At 63.4% G+C, this 18,652-nt stretch carries 12 protein-coding genes and 1 tRNA gene; 10 read left to right on the top strand and 3 right to left on the bottom strand.

Annotation, left to right across the window (positions count from 1 at the left end):
- Positions 1 to 376: 376 nt before the first annotated feature.
- Together LVJ94_46605 and LVJ94_46600 are read left to right on the top strand one after the other, a co-directional pair.
- Positions 377 to 4,294, top strand: a complete 3,918-nt coding sequence (locus tag LVJ94_46605) for a protein kinase (GenBank protein WXB04363.1) — start codon at positions 377 to 379, stop codon at positions 4,292 to 4,294.
- A gap of 312 nt (positions 4,295 to 4,606) precedes the next feature.
- Positions 4,607 to 6,796 (top strand): prolyl oligopeptidase family serine peptidase, encoded by a 2,190-nt coding sequence (locus tag LVJ94_46600; GenBank protein WXB04362.1) that lies wholly within the window; start codon positions 4,607 to 4,609, stop codon positions 6,794 to 6,796.
- Between the two features lie 74 nt (positions 6,797 to 6,870).
- On the opposite strand, the gene LVJ94_46595 is transcribed toward LVJ94_46600, so the two are convergent.
- Positions 6,871 to 7,941 carry an ecdysteroid 22-kinase family protein gene (locus tag LVJ94_46595; GenBank protein WXB04361.1) on the bottom strand — a complete coding sequence of 357 codons (1,071 nt, stop codon included), beginning with the start codon at positions 7,939 to 7,941 and terminating at the stop codon, positions 6,871 to 6,873.
- A gap of 141 nt (positions 7,942 to 8,082) precedes the next feature.
- On the opposite strand from LVJ94_46595, the gene LVJ94_46590 reads away from it, so the two are divergent.
- The 4 genes from LVJ94_46590 to LVJ94_46575 all read left to right on the top strand — a co-directional run bounded on the left by LVJ94_46590 (position 8,083) and on the right by LVJ94_46575 (position 12,256).
- Positions 8,083 to 8,697 carry a hypothetical protein gene (locus LVJ94_46590; protein WXB04360.1) on the top strand — a complete coding sequence of 205 codons (615 nt, stop codon included), beginning with the start codon at positions 8,083 to 8,085 and terminating at the stop codon, positions 8,695 to 8,697.
- A gap of 270 nt (positions 8,698 to 8,967) precedes the next feature.
- Complete coding sequence (locus tag LVJ94_46585) at positions 8,968 to 10,653, top strand: hypothetical protein (GenBank protein ID WXB04359.1); 1,686 nt, start codon at positions 8,968 to 8,970, stop codon at positions 10,651 to 10,653.
- A gap of 33 nt (positions 10,654 to 10,686) precedes the next feature.
- On the top strand, positions 10,687 to 12,075 hold the full coding sequence (locus tag LVJ94_46580) for a cytochrome P450 (GenBank protein WXB04358.1): 1,389 nt from the start codon (positions 10,687 to 10,689) through the stop codon (positions 12,073 to 12,075).
- A 99-nt stretch (positions 12,076 to 12,174) separates the two neighbouring features.
- A tRNA-Leu gene (locus LVJ94_46575) sits at positions 12,175 to 12,256 on the top strand.
- Between the two features lie 160 nt (positions 12,257 to 12,416).
- Here LVJ94_46575 and LVJ94_46570 read toward each other — a convergent pair.
- Together LVJ94_46570 and LVJ94_46565 are read right to left on the bottom strand one after the other, a co-directional pair.
- Complete coding sequence (locus tag LVJ94_46570) at positions 12,417 to 13,175, bottom strand: class I SAM-dependent methyltransferase (GenBank protein ID WXB04357.1); 759 nt, start codon at positions 13,173 to 13,175, stop codon at positions 12,417 to 12,419.
- A gap of 99 nt (positions 13,176 to 13,274) precedes the next feature.
- On the bottom strand, positions 13,275 to 13,985 hold the full coding sequence (locus tag LVJ94_46565; GenBank protein ID WXB04356.1) for a hypothetical protein: 711 nt from the start codon (positions 13,983 to 13,985) through the stop codon (positions 13,275 to 13,277).
- Between the two features lie 85 nt (positions 13,986 to 14,070).
- Here LVJ94_46565 and LVJ94_46560 point away from each other — a divergent pair, with 85 nt between their 5' ends.
- The 4 genes from LVJ94_46560 to LVJ94_46545 all read left to right on the top strand — a co-directional run bounded on the left by LVJ94_46560 (position 14,071) and on the right by LVJ94_46545 (position 18,601).
- Positions 14,071 to 14,553, top strand: a complete 483-nt coding sequence (locus LVJ94_46560) for a transcriptional repressor (GenBank protein ID WXB04355.1) — start codon at positions 14,071 to 14,073, stop codon at positions 14,551 to 14,553.
- Between the two features lie 69 nt (positions 14,554 to 14,622).
- Positions 14,623 to 16,773: a TonB-dependent receptor gene (locus LVJ94_46555; protein ID WXB04354.1), complete on the top strand. Its 2,151-nt coding sequence runs from the start codon at positions 14,623 to 14,625 to the stop codon at positions 16,771 to 16,773.
- Positions 16,774 to 16,887: 114 nt separating this feature from the next.
- Positions 16,888 to 17,121, top strand: a complete 234-nt coding sequence (locus LVJ94_46550) for an MbtH family NRPS accessory protein (protein ID WXB04353.1) — start codon at positions 16,888 to 16,890, stop codon at positions 17,119 to 17,121.
- 1 nt (position 17,122) lies between these two features.
- A complete protein-coding gene (locus tag LVJ94_46545; protein WXB04352.1) occupies positions 17,123 to 18,601 on the top strand; it encodes a hypothetical protein in 1,479 nt (492 codons plus the stop codon).
- Positions 18,602 to 18,652: the final 51 nt, after the last annotated feature.

Below are 18,652 nucleotides of genomic sequence, written 5' to 3'. Positions count from 1 at the left end.
ACATAGACCCGAGGAGCATCGAGCAGAATGTGTGCGACGGTTACTTCAAGGTGAACAATCCGTCCCCCGGAGAGGTAATCCGTCTTCTCAATCCATGGCGCTGCGCTACATGCGGCGCATACAACTGCGGTTTTGGGGCCACTTCTCGAATACCAAGTAGTCGCATGTTCGCCCAAAAGGCCACGTTGCGAATCTCACGTGGCCGCGGTCGAGCTCACCGAGGTTGAGCTCAGCCATGTTGCGGGCGGCTTCGCGGGCCATGGTTGCGTCAGCCACGAGGGATTCGCGCGCGGGTTCACGATTTGTTCGCCGGGGCCTCCCACGGCTCGTACGATCCTAACTCGAGAGCACAGATCATACGGACTCGAGAGGTGGCATGAGCGAGGAGACGCTCGCACTCAAGAAGATCTTCGCCGACCGATTCGTCGTGGAAGAGGTGGCAGGTTCCGGTGGGATGGCCATTGTCTACCGTGCCAGCGACCTAAAGCGTGACGGCGCGACGGTGGCACTCAAGGTGCTTCGCCGGCTCGTCCACGTGCACGACATTCACGAGCGGTTCACGCGGGAGGCGCTCGTCCTGTCGCAGTTGCGGCATCCGGGAATCGTGTCGTATATCGATCATGGCATCACCCCACAAGGGGATGCATTTCTCGTCATGGAATGGCTCGAGGGCGAGGACCTTGGCCATCGTATGGACCGAGAAGGCTTGTCGCTCGCTGAAACGGTGACCCTGTTTCGAGCGGTCGCCGAAGCCCTTTCGGTCGCGCACAGGCACGGGATCGTGCACCGCGACCTCAAGCCCGAAAACATCTTCCTTCTCGAGGGCCGACCGGATCGCGTGTCGTTGCTCGACTTCGGCGTGGCACGGCTGATCTCGTCCGAGCTCACGGCGGCTGGCTTGGCGCTCGGCACGCCTCGCTACATGGCGCCCGAGCAGGCGCGCGGGGAGGCCATCGGTGCGACCGCCGATGTGTTCGCGCTCGGGTGCGTGATGTTCCGATGCCTGACCGGACGAGTGCTCTTCGATGGATCGCACCCGACCATCGTCATGGCAGGCATTCTGTTCCAAGAGGCTCCGAAGCTGCGCACGCTGCGACCGACGATGCCGAAAGACGTGGAGGCGCTGCTCGCACGGATGCTCGAGAAGGATCCGCAGCGGCGTCCCAAGGATGCGGGCGCGCTCCTCGATGCGCTGAATCAGCTCGCCTCGCTCTCGGACGAACCCGCCCCCGACGACGTCATGGTCCACTCTGCCCCCCTCTCCGAAGAGCAACAACTCGCGAGCGTCATCTTGTCGATTGCGGACGGCACCGATGAGGACGAGCATGACAAGGCGTCTCGCCAGACCCTTGGGGACGCACTGCGAGGCCGCTTTGGCGTGCGGGTCGAACGGCTCGTGGACGGATCGATGGTTGCGACGCTCGCGCAGACCGGGAGCATGACCGCGACCGACCAAGCCATCCAGGCAGCACGGTGCGCACTCTTCCTCCGCAACGACACTCCTTCGCAGCGCGTCGTGCTTGCGACCGGCCGAGGCATCGTGGGCGAGCATCTGCCGGACGGAGAGGTCATGGATCGCGCGGGCAAGTTGGTGCAGGCGTCCAAGACCTCGGAACGGACACTGGCCACCGGTGGCGTATGGATCGACGACATTACGGCGCAACTGCTCGACGCGCGCTTTCACATGCGTCGACCGGAGTCCGGGATCTGCATCTTGGAGGAGGAGCTCCAAACCGAGGAGAGGCGGCTATTGCTCGGCAAACCGACGCCTTGTGTCGGTCGTCATCGGGAGCTCGCACAGCTGCAAATGATTCTAGACGAGTGCTGCGAGGATTCGATCGCTCGCGCCATCGTGGTGCTCGCACTGCCCGGAATCGGTAAATCGCACCTGCGGCGCGAATTCGTCCGGCAGGTGCAGCACGACGCCGCGAGGACCGTCGAGGTGTGGCTTGGGCGCGGTGATCCCACGCGATCGGGTGCGCCCTACGGCCTGCTCTGGGATGCCTTGCGCAGGCTCATCGACGTGCATGATGGCGAGGAACTCGCCGTGCAGCAGCGCCACCTCCAGGAGCGGGTGTCGCTCCATGTGCCTGCGAGCGAAGCACCCTTTGTCACCGAATTCCTCGGCGAGCTCTGTAGGATCCCTTTCCCATCGGATACCCGGCCAAAGCCCCGGAACGCGCGCGCCGAGTCGCCCACCATGGCCGATCAGGTGAGCGCTGCATTCGTCTCCTTCTTACGCGCAGAATCCAGCGCGCACCCGGTGCTGCTCGTCCTCGAGGATCTTCATTGGGGTGACGGGCTAACGGTGCGTCTGGTCGACGACCTGCTGCGCGAGTGCAGCGACAAGCCGATCATGGTTCTGGCCACCGCGCGCCCCGAGGTCGAAGAACGCCACCCGAAGCTTTGGGCCGGACGCAAACGCGAGGTCCTCAGGCTCCATGGGTTGACGAAAAAGGCAAGCACCCAGCTCGTGACCCATGTCCTCGGCACGCAGGTCGCGCCCGTGGTCGTGGAACGAATCGTCGACCAGGCGGAGGGCAATGCGCTCTTTTTGGAGGAGCTGATTCGTTTCGTTGCCGAAGACGCGTCCGGGGTCATGCCGGACACCGTGATCGCGATGTTGCAAGCACGGCTCCAGCGCCTCGAGCCGGGACTGCGCCGGGTGCTGCGCGCCGCCAGCGTTTACGGTGCAACCTTTTGGCGTGCGGGGCTGCTCGCGCTGCTCGGGGAGCATGATTCGGCGGCGAGCCTCGACGACCGGCTGGAGGCGCTGCTCGATCAGGAGCTCGTCTCGCGAAATGCCGCAAGCCGCTTTCTCGGAGATATTCAGTATTCGTTCCGGCACGCGCTATTGCGGGAGGCCGCTCACAGCACCCTGACCGACGCGGATCGCTCGGTGGGACACCGCGCGGCCGCCACCTTCCTCGAATCGATGGGCGAATGCGATCCCGGCGTTCTCGCCGAACATTTCGCCCTCGGTGGCGACATGGGGCGCGCGGCGGTCTACTACGCACGGGCGGCCGCCGAGGCGCTCAATCACAATGAGCTTGCGACCTTGGCGAGCCTGACCGAGCGAGGCATCGCGTGCGGGGCGAAAAGCGAAGTCCTCGGCGCGCTCCTGACTGCCCGCGCGCGCGGGAGTTTTTTCCTTTATCAGTATGCGGACGCCCACGCCCTCCTCCAAGAGGCACTGCCTCTGCTCCGCCGCGGGAGCGCCGACTGGTGGCTCGCCGCGGGCACCTTGGTGCTGGTCGCGGCGTGCCTCCTTCGTTGGGACGAGGTTCTCCAGTGGGGGGAGAAGCTGCGAACCGCGCCTTTCGAGCGGAAAGCCGCGGGGATGCGCATGCGAGCCCTGTCGCTCACCGTGATGCGGTTGGTCTGGTCCGGACGGCCTTCGCAGATTACGCCCTACCTCACGGAAATGGACGACATGCTTCTCCCCGTCGAGGATGTCCATGGAAAGGCCTGGTGGGAATTCGGGCACTTCGTCGTCGCCTTGTGGTCTCAGCCGAATCCTTGGCGCGCCTTGATGGCGGCTGCGCGCGCCGAAACGTTGTTCGAGCAATCCGATTACCCGCGTCTCCTTGCGCTCGTAAGGACCTATCAGGGCTATACGCTCGTTCACCTCGGTTGTTTCGCCGCGGGCGAGTCGAAATTGCGCGCCAGCTTCGAGGTGGCTCGGCGCACCCGAGAATGGCTCTTATCGTTCGCGGCGCCGTACCTCGCGGTGACGCTCGTCGACAAGGGAGATGTCGCGTCGCTCGACGAAGCCGAGGGCATTCTGCGCGAATATTTGGAAGTACCGGCCGACCCCAGCATGCAAGGCCTTGCGAATGCGGTGCTGGGCCAGATTTACCTCACACGCGGCGAACTCGAACCTGCAGAGCGACAGGCTCGACTCGCCCTCCGCACGATTACGGATCTCTTGGTGCTCCGGTCGTATGCGGACACCGTACTGACGACCGTCCTCTGGCGCGCCGGTCGCCATGCCGAAGCCTGCGAGCACGCCGATGCCGCGCTCGATTGGGTCGTTTCGGTTGGGGCGTGCGGCATCTTCGAGGTGCGACTTCGCGTCGCGGCGTTCGAGGCCCACGTTGCGGCAGGCAGCCCGGCGGCTCCCCGCATTTTGGAGGGCGCCATCGAACAAATCCGCATTCGCGCCGAAGGCATCCCCGATGCGGGCCTTCGCGCGCGCTTCCTCATGAAAAACCCGACGAACCGACGCGCGCTCGAGGAAGCGCGAAAGCGGCTGCCCGCCTCGGCCCTCGCGTTTTGCGAGTTGATCACCTAGTTCGCGGACTGGCGGTGACCATGAGCCCGCACGCCGGCGCTCCCTATCGGCCTCGAGCGCGAATGCGATCGGAGCCGCCGTTCACGTCCAGCCTGTCCGCGTCCATGACGAGAACCGTTGAAACGTTTCTTTGTGTGCAACGCATGCATCGAGCATCCATATGTCACCGATGCATGGGGTCGAGTAACGACCAGTCGTACCACGCGGAGAAAGCGCGATCGTTTGTCTCGCGACGGCCCCGTGGATCCAGCTAAATAGCTAAAGTCAGAGGTCAACCGTTTCAACGCACTTCGATGTGCTTCATGGAGATCCATGGAACGATCCACGTTGGTGAATGAATGGACGTGCATCCGCGCGTGCCTCCTATTCATCGCGCTTGGCAGCGCGGTGGCGTGCAGTTCGGAGAGCGATCGCCCTTCGGACGACTCACGCGACGATGCCGGCAATGCGTATCCGGCCAGTCGGCGCGAAAATGTCGCCGACACGTATTGGGGTGTTCAAGTTCCGGATCCGTACCGATGGCTCGAGGATGCGTCGAGTTCGGAGGTCCAGTCATGGATGAGCGCGCAAGATGGTTATGCGCGGCAAAGACTCGCGGCCATTCCGAATCGCGACGCATGGCTCGATCGGCTACGGCCCCTTTTTCGGACCAATGCCGACGATGCGCCGATACGGCGCCAGGAGCGCTACTTTTGGAACCGACGTCTCGCCGACAGGAACAAAGCGATCGTGTATTGGAAAGACGGCAGAAATGGCGCCGAGAAGGTGCTGTTCGACCCCAATGCATGGAGCGCCGATGGCTCGGCAGCCCTTGGACTGTGGACCCCGAGCCCGAATGGGAAATTCGTGGCCTACCAGGTCCACGAAAACAACGGTGACGATGGCGTGATGCACATGTTCGATGTGGAGAACGGCAGGGAAACCGGCGACGTGATCCCGGGGACGGGGTACAGCGGGGACGCGGGGTGGACGCCTGACAACAGCGGATTCTATTACACCTGGATGCCACCCATCGGCGGAGAGGTCACGGCGCCCACGCGCTTTGGCTTCGCGGAAATAAGGTTTCATCGACTCGGCACCGATCCGACCAACGATGCCATCGTTCATCCCGCGACGCACGATCCGGAGACAGGGCTCGGGGCCGACCTATCGCCAGACGGCCGTTGGCTCGCCGCGTTTATTTTTCATGGCGCCTCGGGGGCCTCCGAAGTGTTCATTCAGGACCGCACGGCGGCCGCGAGGGTATGGACGCCCATCACGGGGCCGAGTGATGGGCAGACGCTATTCCCCCAGGGGCTCGTCCAGAACGACGGCGTGTACCTGCGGACGAACCTCGATGCGCCGCGCTTCCGCATCGTGAAGGTGGATCCGCTGCATCCCGAACGAGCAAACTGGAAAGAGGTCGTGCCCCAGGATCCTGAAGCCACGATCCACACGTTCGCTGTCCTCGGCGGGCATCTGGTGGTCAATTCCATGCGCAAGGCCACGACGGAGCTCACGGTGCGCAGGCTCGATGGCACGTTCGTCCGCAACATCGCCTTGCCGGACCGGGGGTCGTCCGACATCCTCGTGGGAGCGGCGGACGACGATACCGCGTATTTCAACTTCGAATCGTTCACCACGCCCGAGGTCCAGTTCGAGACGTCGATTGCTCAAGGGACCGTTCGCGAATATTCGCGCAACACAGCCCCCTTCGACGCGTCAGCGTACGTCACGGACCAAGTCACGTATCCGTCCAAGGACGGCACACCGGTCACCATGTTCGTCGCCCACCGCAGGGACGTCACCCCGAATGGGCACAATCCTACGATTCTCTATGGCTACGGCGGATTCAACCAGAACATGACACCATCGTTTAGCCGATCGATGGCGGCCTGGATGGCATCGGGCGGTGTGTACGCGCTCCCGAACCTTCGCGGCGGCGGCGAATATGGAGAGCCCTGGCACCAAGCGGGAATGCTCCTGCAGAAGCAAAACGTGTTCGATGACTTCATTGCCGCCGCACGCTGGCTCATCGACAACCAATGGACGAATGCCAACCAGTTGGCCATTCGTGGAGGTTCGAACGGTGGCCTGCTGGTCGGAGCGACCATGACCCAGGCGCCCGAGCTTTTCGATGCCGTGATCTGCGAAGTCCCTCTGCTCGATATGCTGCGCTATCACCGATTCGGCTTGGGGCGGCTGTGGATTCCCGAGTACGGGTCGGTCGACGACGCGCAGCAGTTCAACGCGCTTTATGCGTATTCACCCTACCATCGCGTCGAACGACGTGAATACCCTGCGCTGCTGATGCTCTCCAGCGACAGCGACGACCGCGTCGACCCGTTGCATGCACGCAAATTCATCGCCGAGATGCAATGGGCCAACACATCGAATGCGCCCGCCTGGCTCCGCATCGAGAGGAATGCAGGTCATGGCGGGGCGGACTCGGTGCAAGCCTCCCTCGAGCAGGCGGCCGACATTCTCCAATTCGTGTCCGCGCAGTTCGCCGATCCACGGTGAGCCCTCGAGATCGAGCCCGTGCCAGAAAACGGGCACGGGCTCGATCGTCCGATTTTAGAACGAGGGACAGGCCCCTAGCGCAGCACTTCGAGTGCTCCGGAGTCTTCGATGGCCGCGATGGAACGGTCGAGCATCCCTTGCAGGAGCTGAAGCTGGCGTTCGGTCTTGATCTCGGCCGATCCCACCACAGCCACCGGGTAGAGGAAGCACCACGCCACCGTCCGCTTGTAATCCCGCATCAATTGGTCGCGTGGATACTCGACGCCGTGGGCGGCGAGCCCGTGGGTGTATCGGTCGATCAGCCGTTTCTCGTTCGCACGCCGGTCCTCCGCCGTGAGACTCTGGCTGATGAAGTACCCGAGATCGTACGCGCCCCGGCCGCGAAAGCAGATCGGCCAGTCCACGATCGTCATCGGCGCGTGCTCTTTCTTCGTCCTGAAGAGGAAGTTGTCGAGCCGGAAATCGCCGTGACAGAACGTCACGGGCTCCGCCGAGATCTCGTCCAGATAGGGCTGGACGATACGCTCGAAGTGGTCACCGAAATCGCGAATCGGCTCGGGCATGCGGGCCCCGAAGATTTCGCGCGCGCGCGGCCATCCCCGCTCGAACATTCCGCCCCAGGCCTGCGGATAGGGTGAGTCACAATACTTCGGCAACCACGGATAGGTGGAAGCCTGCAGCGCCGCCCAAGAATGCGCATGAAGCGCGACCATCGCGTCGATCGCGGTGTCGGCGTCGGCGTTCGAACAGCCGGCGATCTGGTCCGCCATCCGTCGGTCGCTGCAGTCCTCGAATACGAGCACGAAGTCATCGGTCGCCGGATCGAACTCTGCGAAGTGAACCTTGGGGGTGGCGACGGGAACGGCGCGGGCCGCCTCCTGGTAGAAGCTGACTTCCCTTTCGTAGAAGTGCATGGGCTTCATGATGTTCGCGCGTGCGCGTTGGTCGAGCGTCGGCATCTTCAAGACGACGCTCGAGGGCGTGCTTGCGTCACCGCTCAACGTCAACCGGTACATGCGTCCCAGAAGACCGACGCCCATCCCAATCTGTTCGACCTCGAAGGCCGACACCGGTGCACCGACGGCATCCGCCAGCCAACCTGTCGTGATTCCCTCCGGCCCCCTCGGAAATGTTCCCCGCCCCATCTCGCCTCATCCCCCTGCACGAGCACCGTTTGCAACGCGCGACGTTAAGGGTAAGGCGGATTCGGGGGCGCGGAAGCTCAAATTCGCAAGCGCGACGGTGGAGCGGAGAGGATTGGCGGACTGATGTAGTATGGCAAACGCATGCTCCTCGTCATGGCCATTTTCGCGGTCGTTGCGTTGACCACGGGGTATGTCGTGGCCCCTCGCTGGTGGTGGCGACAATCCGTTCTGCACGCGCCACCGCGTGCCTTGTTCGCCAACTGGCGCATCTTCTCGCGCGCGCATGGACTTCGCTTGGAGGAGCCTGGGATGCGTGTCGAGACCCGTATGCCCTTCATGCATGGTCGATTGGGCGACTGCGAAATTGGGCTGGCCGTCATTCCCGGTAGTGGGAGCGGTTTCGAAACGCGGCTCACCGCCCGTGGGTCGAACACCCTCGAAGTGTGCCTTTACCTCGAGGGGCGCAATGCGCCGAGCAGCTCGGCATTTCCTCCTTTCGACACTGCGGACGTCGCCTTCGACAGCGTCTTTCGCGCGACCGCCGACAATGCTGCGTGCGCAGGAAGACTTCTCGATGAAACCGTGCGCGGTGCCCTCCTCGCCGTCGCGGGATATCCGGGTATCGAGATCAAATACGAAAAAGGTGAAATCGAAATGACGTGGGATGGGGGAGAGGGCGATCCGGAGGCTCTCGGTGCCGCACTCTCCGCAGGCGTCGCATTGAGCACTTGGCGTGCAGCAGTGGGCTATCGCTGAAGATCGGATAACCCAGGTCGTAATTCACCCGGGTCACGTGTCGACCCCGTGTTGCCGGCGGGGCGATGGATTCGGGAGCGACATCCATTGATGAATTGCGCGCGACGCAAGCACTCTTTCGTGGCTGCCGTCGATTGACTCTGGAACTGCCCCGACCCAGGTTCCTTGCGCCTAATTGGGAATCATAGGCGCGTTTCCCGATGTCGATTGCGAATCAATCCCGACGTTGACGACGAACGGCCATCGAAACCGGTGGCGGAGGGTGGAGCTATGGCGATGTTGGAGCCGCTGAAGAATTTGCTCGATAAAGGGCCGGACCTGCCCGCGCCCGCGGATCTCGCGGAGGCACTTCGGAAGAGGTTCATGTCCGTCATGCCGGCTGGGTCCGAGAAGTATCTCGATCAGATGAGAAGGGAATACCCCGAGGAGATGGCTTGGGTGGATCCCACTCCTCTGGATGGTGGCCCCTTGATGCTGCGCGAGCTCTACTGGCGAAAAGTGACGGCTGCGGTCGTTCGGAAGAACAACGTCATCCAGGCGCGACGTGAACCATCGGATGCCGATCGCGTCACGCCCATGCTGATTGGAAAACGCTACCCAGGGCTCACCGGGGCGAAGGTCTTCGTCTCCGAGAACACGCCGGCGGGGGAGGCTCAGAGTCCGATTGCTCAGTTGGTTTTGAAGTGGGTTCTGTTTCAAAAAGAAATCATCGGCATGAGTCAGTTCTACAAGGATCCGTGGAAGGGCACGGGCGTGCCTTATCCACCGGAGTTTCAGGCGCTGAAGCCAGCGCCGGAGGTGCCCGAAGACTTCCGCCGGGGCGCGGACAAATTGGCCGGTGTTGCACGACGGGGGCCCTTCTCCATCTATACGAAGAAGGACGGGCAGGATTACATCGTCGATCTGCGGAAGATCGAAGCGCTCGAGACGCGCTCTCCCTTCGTTCGGACGGGCGGGCTGGCTCGGTTCTCCCGCGGCAGCAACGGTGGCCTTTCCACCGTGAGCGTCGAGTTTCAAGGAAAGACGTATCGCCCGGGCGGGAACGCCGAGTGGGCGATGGCCGAAAAGCGCTTTCTCGTGGGGCTCAACTCGTTCGGCACCTTGGCCGATCACCTCACGCACATGCACATCGTCGGAGCGGGCACGTGGACGATTTGCACGCGTCTCGCGCTCCCGGCGCGGCATGCACTGCGCGTCGTTCTGGAGCCCTTCGTCGTCGAGACGATGAGGGTGAACAACGACAACATCGATGGCTTGATCCTCAGCGAAAATAGCAATGTCCCATCGTATACTGGGTATACGCTCGCGACGGTTCATGGCGCCATGCGCGACGTGATATCCAACTTCGATATTCGCTGGCTCGATGCCGAATATCGCGCCAAAGAGCAAGGCCTGCTCGATGATCCCGCGTTTCCCACCATGCAGAGTGCCGTCGATCTCTTTCGCATCTTCCGGAGATTTACCAGCGCGTGGTGCAAGGAATTCGTCCCCACGGTCGATACGGATTCGCGGAATTTTTGCCAGGAACTGCATAGCCGCGTTCCGAACGGCGTGTTCAAGCTCCTTGGGATCGACGGCATCGAGCAGCTCATGCCCGAGCACGTCGCCCATCTGGTCGCGATTGGTATGTTCAGTGAATCGATATGGCACTGCATCGTGGCCAACATGGTTCGCGACTACGAAATGCAGTTCGATATCATGCCGCCGGCCATCAACGCCGAAGGCCATCCGACGCTCGGCCTCGTCCTCGAAAAGCGAAACTCGATCACCATCGCCGATCTGCTTCGGTACAAGCTCGTGGACGATCGCGTTCCCCTCCCGACGGAGGCGATGAAGCAGTGTTGGGCAAAGTTCCAGTCCGACCTGAAGAGCTACGAGGCGGACGTCCGCAAGGACGCCTCGACGCAACGTTACCGCGTGATCCCCAGCGAGGTGCCCGGATCCATTCACGCCTGAAATATCGCTTTTGCCATCGCCAAGGAGTGGGGAATGAAAAATCCGATGATGCAAACGAAGGCGTTTTCACATCCGTCCAACGCGGTTTCGTCGGGGCCGACGTGTCCGTTTCCCCATGCCGCCGATGGCATGACGCAAACGCCGGATGCGGTGGCGCGAGCGGCAGGGGTCGCCCCTTCTGCGTACGGGACGCGTCGGCCCGTGCGCAAGGAGGGCGGCCTCGTTCGCCGTGCCATCAATGCCGGCTCGTATTTGGGAATACTCGCGCTCAAGCCGCTCAAGATTTACGCGTACCGAACGCGCTTCACGTTCATCAAGCGTGCGATTCTGGAGGTGACCACGCCCATCGATTGGTCCCTCATTTTTCTCAATATTCAGAATCCGACGATGCTCCTTCACGAGAAAGCGTATGGCGGAAATTTCCTTTTCGGGAAGGGCGTCATGGTGATCGACCACCGCCAGACCGAGGAGGAGATCGCGAAACCGGCGCCGCGCTGCAACGACTTCATGGGCGTGAGCTTCGCCACCAGCGACAGCATCACCTTTGCGACCAACACGGCCAGCGTGAACCAGTGTCCGCCGGCTCGCTCGGTCACCCGCGACTACATCGAGACGAAGATCTTCAAGCCGGAGGTGCGCGCGATCGAGCTCGACTATGGAAAAATTCGCGCGGATTGTGCGGAAATCCTCAGCGAGTGGAAGCGGGCCGACGATATGGCGACCATGTTCGGCATTCGCGGGGCGGCGACCCGTATCCTGCTGAAGGTCCTCTCCGGCAAGACCATTCCGAAGAAGGAGGCCGACGAGGTTACGCACGAATACATCCGCCGATTCCTCGAGGCGTCGCTGTTCAGCCGATATGCGACGTTCATGAATGGGCTTTTGGGGACGCACGAAAGCATGCGGCGCAACGTCTACCAGAGGCTGAGGGATGACGGTTTCGACGGCATCCTCATCGAGATGGTCATGTTTGCCGGCATGTTCAGCGTCGGGTCGATCGTGATGCGCTGCGTGGAAGACATCCAGCGATTCGAGATTCGCTACGACGAGCTGACCTACGAGGAGAAGCGAAACTTCGTCATCGAGGCGCAGCGCCTCTTTCCCACGGTCACCACGGTTCACCGCATCTTGGAAAAGGACGAAGTCGTCAAAATTGGACGCAAACCGATCAAGCTCCAGGTCGGCGATCAGATCGTGTACCCGTTCGCGTGCTCGAATCGGGATCCGAGTCAGTTCCACGATCCTGAAATGCTTCGCCTCGATCGACCACGGGAAGAATACGACAAGGTCCTGAGCTGGTCGAAAGGCCCCCACGGGTGTCCGGCGAGGGATCTCTCGATCACGGTGGTGGTCAATATGCTCGACACCCTGGCCGAGAGGTACGACCTGTCGGAGTTGAAAATCTTCAACATGCAAATCTAGCCTCCATCCGCCCCTGCGGCTCGCGCACGCCCGGACTCGGCGGACCGTGCGCGAGCGGCTGGTTTCGCGGCCGAAGGCCCGCTATAGTGCTCCGTCCGAGCACGGGTGGCGAAACTGGCAGACGCACCGGATTTAGGTTCCGGCGCCGCAAGGCGTAGGGGTTCAACTCCCCTCCCGTGCACCCCCAGCGGTTAGATCTCGTCGTAAGGGCGGTTTCTAACTGCTTCGCCCACCGTTGCCGTTACTGTACTGCGCTCGCTGGGCTCGCTTTGTACAGTAACGGTCGACGGCTTCCATCGCGGGCTTTGACGTAGGGCGCGCTGTCGAGCTCGGGCTTGAAACTAGGGGAGGGGGCGTTTTTTGGCGACGAGGAGGACGTTGTAGGCGTACGACTCGCCGAAGTCCTTCGAGTACTCCCACTGATTGATCTTGGCGAGGGTGCGGTAGACGGGATGGTCGTAGCGACTGCGCCGGGAGAAGGGGAAGCTGAGGATGTCGCAGACCGGTGCGAGCACGGCCGCGCGCCATCGCACCGTGGTGATTTCGAAGTACGGCTCGAAGAGGGCGCGTAGCTCCTCGAGCGAAAAGTGATGGTGCCAAACGATGCCGTGCTTTTGACCTTCGAAGCCCCGGTCGCGCCCGGGGCCGCCGATCCGCGAGGAAACGACGGCGAAGAGGCCTTGGAAGCGGAGTCGCAGGTTGGCCGGATCCAGCGCGGCGAACATGCCGGCAGCCGGAACGGTGAAAACGAGGGTGCCGTCGTCGCGCAGAACACGGTGGATTTCGCGCACGACGTTGGGACGCAGCTCGCTGGGCACGTGTTCCATTACCTCGGTGCAGATGGCCACATCGGCGATGTCCGCCTCGAAGGGCAGCTTGTCGATCGAACCGTGCGCGAGGGTGCAATCGGGGTCGCCGGCGAACTTCTTGCGTGCCGCGTCCACCGCATGCTGGTTGATGTCGATGCCGTACAGGCGCTTGGCGCCGAGCGAGCGCGCAGCCACGAGCGCGTCGCCGACATTGCACCCGACGTCGATCACCGCCTCCGAAGTGGAAGGAACGAAGTGCATCGGATGCCAATTCGGAAAGGTCTGGTTCATATCGTCGACTCCGGAGAATAGCCCTCCGCCTCGGTCGTCGTTTGCGGGAGCGCTCGGTAGGGAATTCGGCAGGATAGCCGAAACCGCCACCCTCGATCGTTACAAGGCCGAGATCGCAAAATTGTCAACGTGGATGTCGCTGGGGGTTCCCGGATCGGGGAAGGCGGCGCCGAGGTAGAACACGCCCCGCTCGAAGGTGGAGCGCGGAACGGGCTGGGCGTTGGCGATGCGTCGGTTCCCGTCGACGAAAACGTCGATGTGGCCGGCGTCACCGAAGATGACGTCCACGCGCACGTGTTGGAAGCTGCTCGTGGCGGTGCCGATGGATCCGTCGGCCCAGCACCCCGAGCGGGCGCAGATGGCGAATTCCATGTGATCGGCCAGGTGCCTCACCTCGATGGATTCGTCGCTTTGATCGAAGCTGAAAGACCAGATGGTGCGCGGCACCGGCGGTGCGGTCACCAGCAGGACATCGAACTCGATGCGCATGCGGTCGATCTTCGGCAGCGTCTTTTGCAGATGGCAGACCCGATCCTTGCCGCACTGCAGGCGCAACGAGTTCGGCGAAGAGACCGACTTCGTCGTGTCGATCGAGATGGCCGACCCGGGCGGGGGCGGTGCATCGTCCCACTTCACATAGGGTTGTGCGCCGTCGAAGTCGTCGCAGAAAATCGACGCCTTGCACCCCGGTGCGCCGTCCGAGCCCGCGTCCGCCACGGGGTCACGACCGAACTCGGCGGAGAACTGGGAGAGGGAGCACGCCGCCGCCGCCATCGCGCTTGCCAAGCTGATAACTGCGAAGCGACGCATCCCGGTCGGACTTTAACACGGTTTCCCGCGGCGTTCGCCTCGAGTGGGCTTGACCCGCGCGAGGGGCAGGCTAGATCCTCGGGTTGTGGCTCACGTCGTAACAGCGAGCTGCCCGGAAGAACGCATCGTCCGTGCGGTGGAGCGCTTTCGGGCGGTGCTCTACGGGCGCGACCTTCGTATGACGTCGGTGCGCGAAGCGATCGTGCGGGCCGCGCTGGAATACGACGGCCACTTTCACGTGCAGGAGCTTGCGCGGGTGCTGCAGGAGCGCGGTCTGCGCGATGCCTCCGTGGCCACGGTCTATCGCGCGATGCCCCTGCTGGTGGAAGCTGGCATCGTGCAGCCGGCGCTGGTGTCCGCCGGCGACGAACAGCGCTACGAGGCCGCCTTCGAGCGTCCGCACCATGACCATTTGGTGTGCACGCAATGCGGGGACGTCGTCGAGTTTCACGACGAGGTGCTCGAGACGCTTCAACGGGTCATCGCCGAGAGATACGGCTACGAGCTCACCGGCCACGTCCACGAGCTGCTCGGCTGTTGCCCGAAGTGCCGCAAAAAGAAGCGCTGAGCGCACGCTGAGTACAACGAGGGTGCATCCGCGCCCGGATTGTGCTGGAACGCCTCCTCAAGCACGCGAATGAGATCGAAACGGCGCCTCGCGCTCGTCCTGCACCTGCTCGTCGCACTCGCCGCACGCCATGCTGCGGCGCAGACCGCGTCGTCGCAAGAGCAGGAGCCGCCGAAGGAACCGAAGGAAAAAGCGCCGACGGACGTCACGGTGCGCGGAAAGGGCAGCCCCGCCCAACGGCTCGTGCGCTCCGCCGAGTCGGTCACCGTGGTCGATCTGCGCCGCGCGAAAGAGCAGACCGTGGACATGGGCGAGGTGCTCGCGCGCACGCAGGGCGTCGCCATCGCGCGCGATGGCGGCCTGGGAAGCAGCACGCGCTTTTCGCTGAATGGCCTCGCGGACGAGCAAATCCGTTTCTTCCTCGACGGTGTTCCTCTCGCCTCGGCGGGCTTTCCGTTCGGCATTGCCAACGTTCCCGTGAACCTGATCGAGCGCGTCGAAGTCTATCGCGGGGTCGTGCCCCTTCGCTTCGGGGCCGATGCGCTGGGCGGCGCCCTCAACCTGGTGACCCTCGATTCGAACTACGCCCCGCGCCTCGCGGCGAGCTACCAAACCGGCTCGAATGGCATCCATCGGCTCTCGGTCGATGGCCGCACCCGCGACGTAGACTCCGGGCTCGTGTTCGGCGCCACGGCGTTTCTCGACCGGGCGAAGAACAACTACGACGTCGACGTTACCGTGGACAACGCGGTCGGGACCCCGCAGCCGGTCACCGTTCCCCGCTTTCACGATGGCTATTGGGCCCTCGGTGGCGCCGTCGAGGCGGGCGTCGTCGATCGACCCTGGGCGCGGCGTCTCACCGCGCGCCTTTTCGCGACGGGCTTCGACAAGGACGTCCAGAGCAACCTCGTCATGTCCAACCCGCCTTACGGCGATGTCACGCGCAAGGAACGCGTGTACGGCGGCACCTTGCGCTACGAGCAACCCCTCGCGAAGAACCTGGAGCTCGAGACCCTGGCGAACTACGCGCGCCGGTTCATGCATTTCACCGACGTGGGGACGTCGGTTTACGACTGGTACGGCCGGCGCATCCGAACGCGTCTGCCGTCGTCCGGCGAGGTGGACAACACCCCGCGCGATCAGGCCTTCTGGCAGGACACCGTCTACACGCGCGCGTTGATGACATGGGCCGTGGCCAAGGACCATGTGCTGCGCTTCGCCGTGACGCCCTCCTATACGGTGCGCCCCGGCGAAGCGCGCGCCCGGTCGGAGCGCCGAGACATCGCGACCGGCAAGCTCTTCGCCATGAACAGCGGCGTCGAGTACGAGATGAACCTGCTCGAGGGACGCTTTCAGAACATCTTCTTCGTGAAGGACTACCTGTACCGCGCCTCGTCCGCCGACGACCTTGGACGGATCTTCGACGTCGACCAGCACCGTTTCGGCATCGGCAATGCGGTTCGCTACCGCGTAAACGACTGGCTCTACGCCAAGGCCTCCTACGAGCGGACCACCCGTCTACCCAGTGCCGACGAGACGTTCGGCGACGGCGCGCTCATCGGACCGAACCCGCAGCTCGAGCCCGAGTCGAGCCACAACGTCAACGTCGGACCGCACATCGAGGTGCGCCGCAAGCGCATCGGCGATGTCACCCTGGACGTGAACGGCTTCTTCCGCGACACCGACAACCTGATCAACGTGTTCCCGGCGACGAATCGAAGCACGTACCAAAACATCTTCCGTGCGCGCTCGATCGGCGTCGAAGCCGGGGGCGCGTGGACGGTGCCGGGCCGGTTCCTCACGCTCGATGGCAGCGTCACGTACAACGACTTTCGCAACACGGCCACCGAAGAACCGTACGCCCGGTACAACGGCGATCGCGTACCCGCCCGGCCGTACCTCTTCGGAAGTTGGGGGGCGCGCTTTCGCGTCCGCGGCCTTCCGGGACCCAACGACTCCCTCGAGCCGTACTACTTCGGTCGCTACGTGCACTCCTTCTTCGTCGGGTGGGAGAGCCAGGGTGTCACGGCCCTCAAGCAGGTCGTCGATGCGCAGGTCACGCATGCGGCGGGGATCACCTGGGCCGTCTTCGCAGGAGACACTCGCGTGGCGAGCACGTTCGAAATCGACAACCTGACCGATGCGCGTGTGTTTGACATCTTCGGGGCGCAGAGACCCGGGCGGCAATTCTTCGTCAAAGTTGCGGCGGAGATGCGCTGACCAAGCGGTCCAGGCCTTACACGCGGGTCAACACAACCGAAAAGAAGTTGAGAATCATTATCAGGAAGAGGTAAAAGGACACTTCCACGTCCGGATAAGTGTGGGAGGTCTGACATGAGCTGGGGTGACGACGACACGACGTTCGACGTCGTGATCAACGACGAAGAGCAGTATTCGATTTGGCCGAGCTACAAGGCGATCCCCGCGGGCTGGAAGGCCGTCGGCAAGCAGGGAAAAAAGGCCGAATGCCTTGCGTACATCGATGTGACTTGGACGGACATGCGCCCTCTGAGTCTGCGAAAAGCGTTGGCCCAAGAGGAAGCCGAACGTCAGAGCAGGATGTCCTGACGTGGGCGCCGTAGATCCGCAAAGTCCGAAGAGGACGTTCGCGTTCGACGACTGGGATGGACACGCGCGCGGTGCGACCGAGGGGATCCGTCAATTTGCTGCACACGAGGCGCTTCGCAGCGCCATGGTGGAAGAGCTGGAGCTCGACGACGAGTTTCACCGCCGCGCCGCGCGGCCCGAGGATCTCGCGTTCATCAAGTTTTCGCGGCCCGTCACCCCCGACACGGTGACGCAGCTCCCGTTTCTCGCTTCGCAGCGCATCCTGCTCTCGCTCCACGAGTTGAGCATCGCCGGCCTGCCGCGTGACGGCTCCGCCGAAAGCTTCGATCGCGTCGCGCGCTTCTACGACGAAGAGCACCGCATGCTCGGGGCGCAGATTCTGCCCTTCTTGGAGGCATTCTCCTTCGACTTTCTCGAGCGCGGATCCTCGAGCGCCCCGAGCACGGGCGCGGCCCGCAAGGACGAGCTTCTGAACCGCGTGCGCGTGCTGGTGCGCACCGAGGCGGCGTTCTGGGGCTCGGTGTTCGAGCGGTTCGCCGAGATGGGCTACGTCGAAGAAGGCACGCGCTTCGCGCTGATTCAAACGTGGGCGCTCGCGCCTTCGAAGCGGGCCGCCTTGGCGCGGGCCACCGCGTCGCGCTTCTTCGAGCCCCTCGGCCCGAGCCTCGCGCCGCGCTTGGTCACGCATGCGCCGTCCGATGCGGACGTGCGCCGCCTCGCCCACCGCGTCGGCGTCAAACGGCAGCAGCACTCGTACTGGCAATTCTACCTGTCGACGAGCCTCGCCTCGTGCAACTTTCTCCACGCGCTCGCCCGGCGCCCCGACCGCGCCCTTCGCCTCTACGGCGCAGCCTTCGCGGCGGAGGCCGAGTGGCTCGCCTTCGGATGCTTCACGGGCATGGCCGGCGCCAAGCTTGGGTTGGAGGGCGCGAATGACGTCAACGATGACGGAATGACGCGTTCGCTGGTCGACGACCTGGCGCACCGTTTCGAGCAGACCTTGGACATCGTCGAACGCCGGTGGGGCGCGCGCGGACTCGACGAGGTCGAGCGCGGGCTGGGCATGGCGGAGGCTCTCGGCACCTCGGTGCGACGCAACCTCGGCGAGCAGTTCCGCTGGCTCTCGTCGGTGGAGGTCTACAAGGAGATTGCCCGCCGCATCGACGCACGCATCCGTGCCGAGCGGCCGGACATCGATCGCGAGACCTTCGTGGAGCCGCGTGAAATGTGCTCCACCACGCACGTGCACGACGACCACCGCTTGGTGGTGATCGAGACGGGCAACATGATCTTCTGGGGCAACCTCGGCATGGAGCTGCGGCTCGCGCCGGGGGAGATGGTGCTCGTACCGATGGGCCGCCTGCACGGCTCGTCCATCGAGTCGGACGAGTGCATCTACCACCAGCCGATCATTCCCGAAGATTGGGTGCAGTCCCTCGTCGCGGACTTGGATCCGCGCGGCGCCGCGATCCGGATCTAGACCCGGGCGGCCACTTCTTACTTCGCGTTCTTCGGTCGCTCCGTCGCTCTC

This window comes from Sorangiineae bacterium MSr11367 (assembly GCA_037157805.1).
Classification (GTDB): Bacteria; Myxococcota_A; Polyangia; order Polyangiales; family Polyangiaceae; genus Pendulispora; species Pendulispora rubella.
Note: the sequence above shows the minus strand (reverse complement) of the source record. Positions and strands in the feature narration are given on the sequence as shown.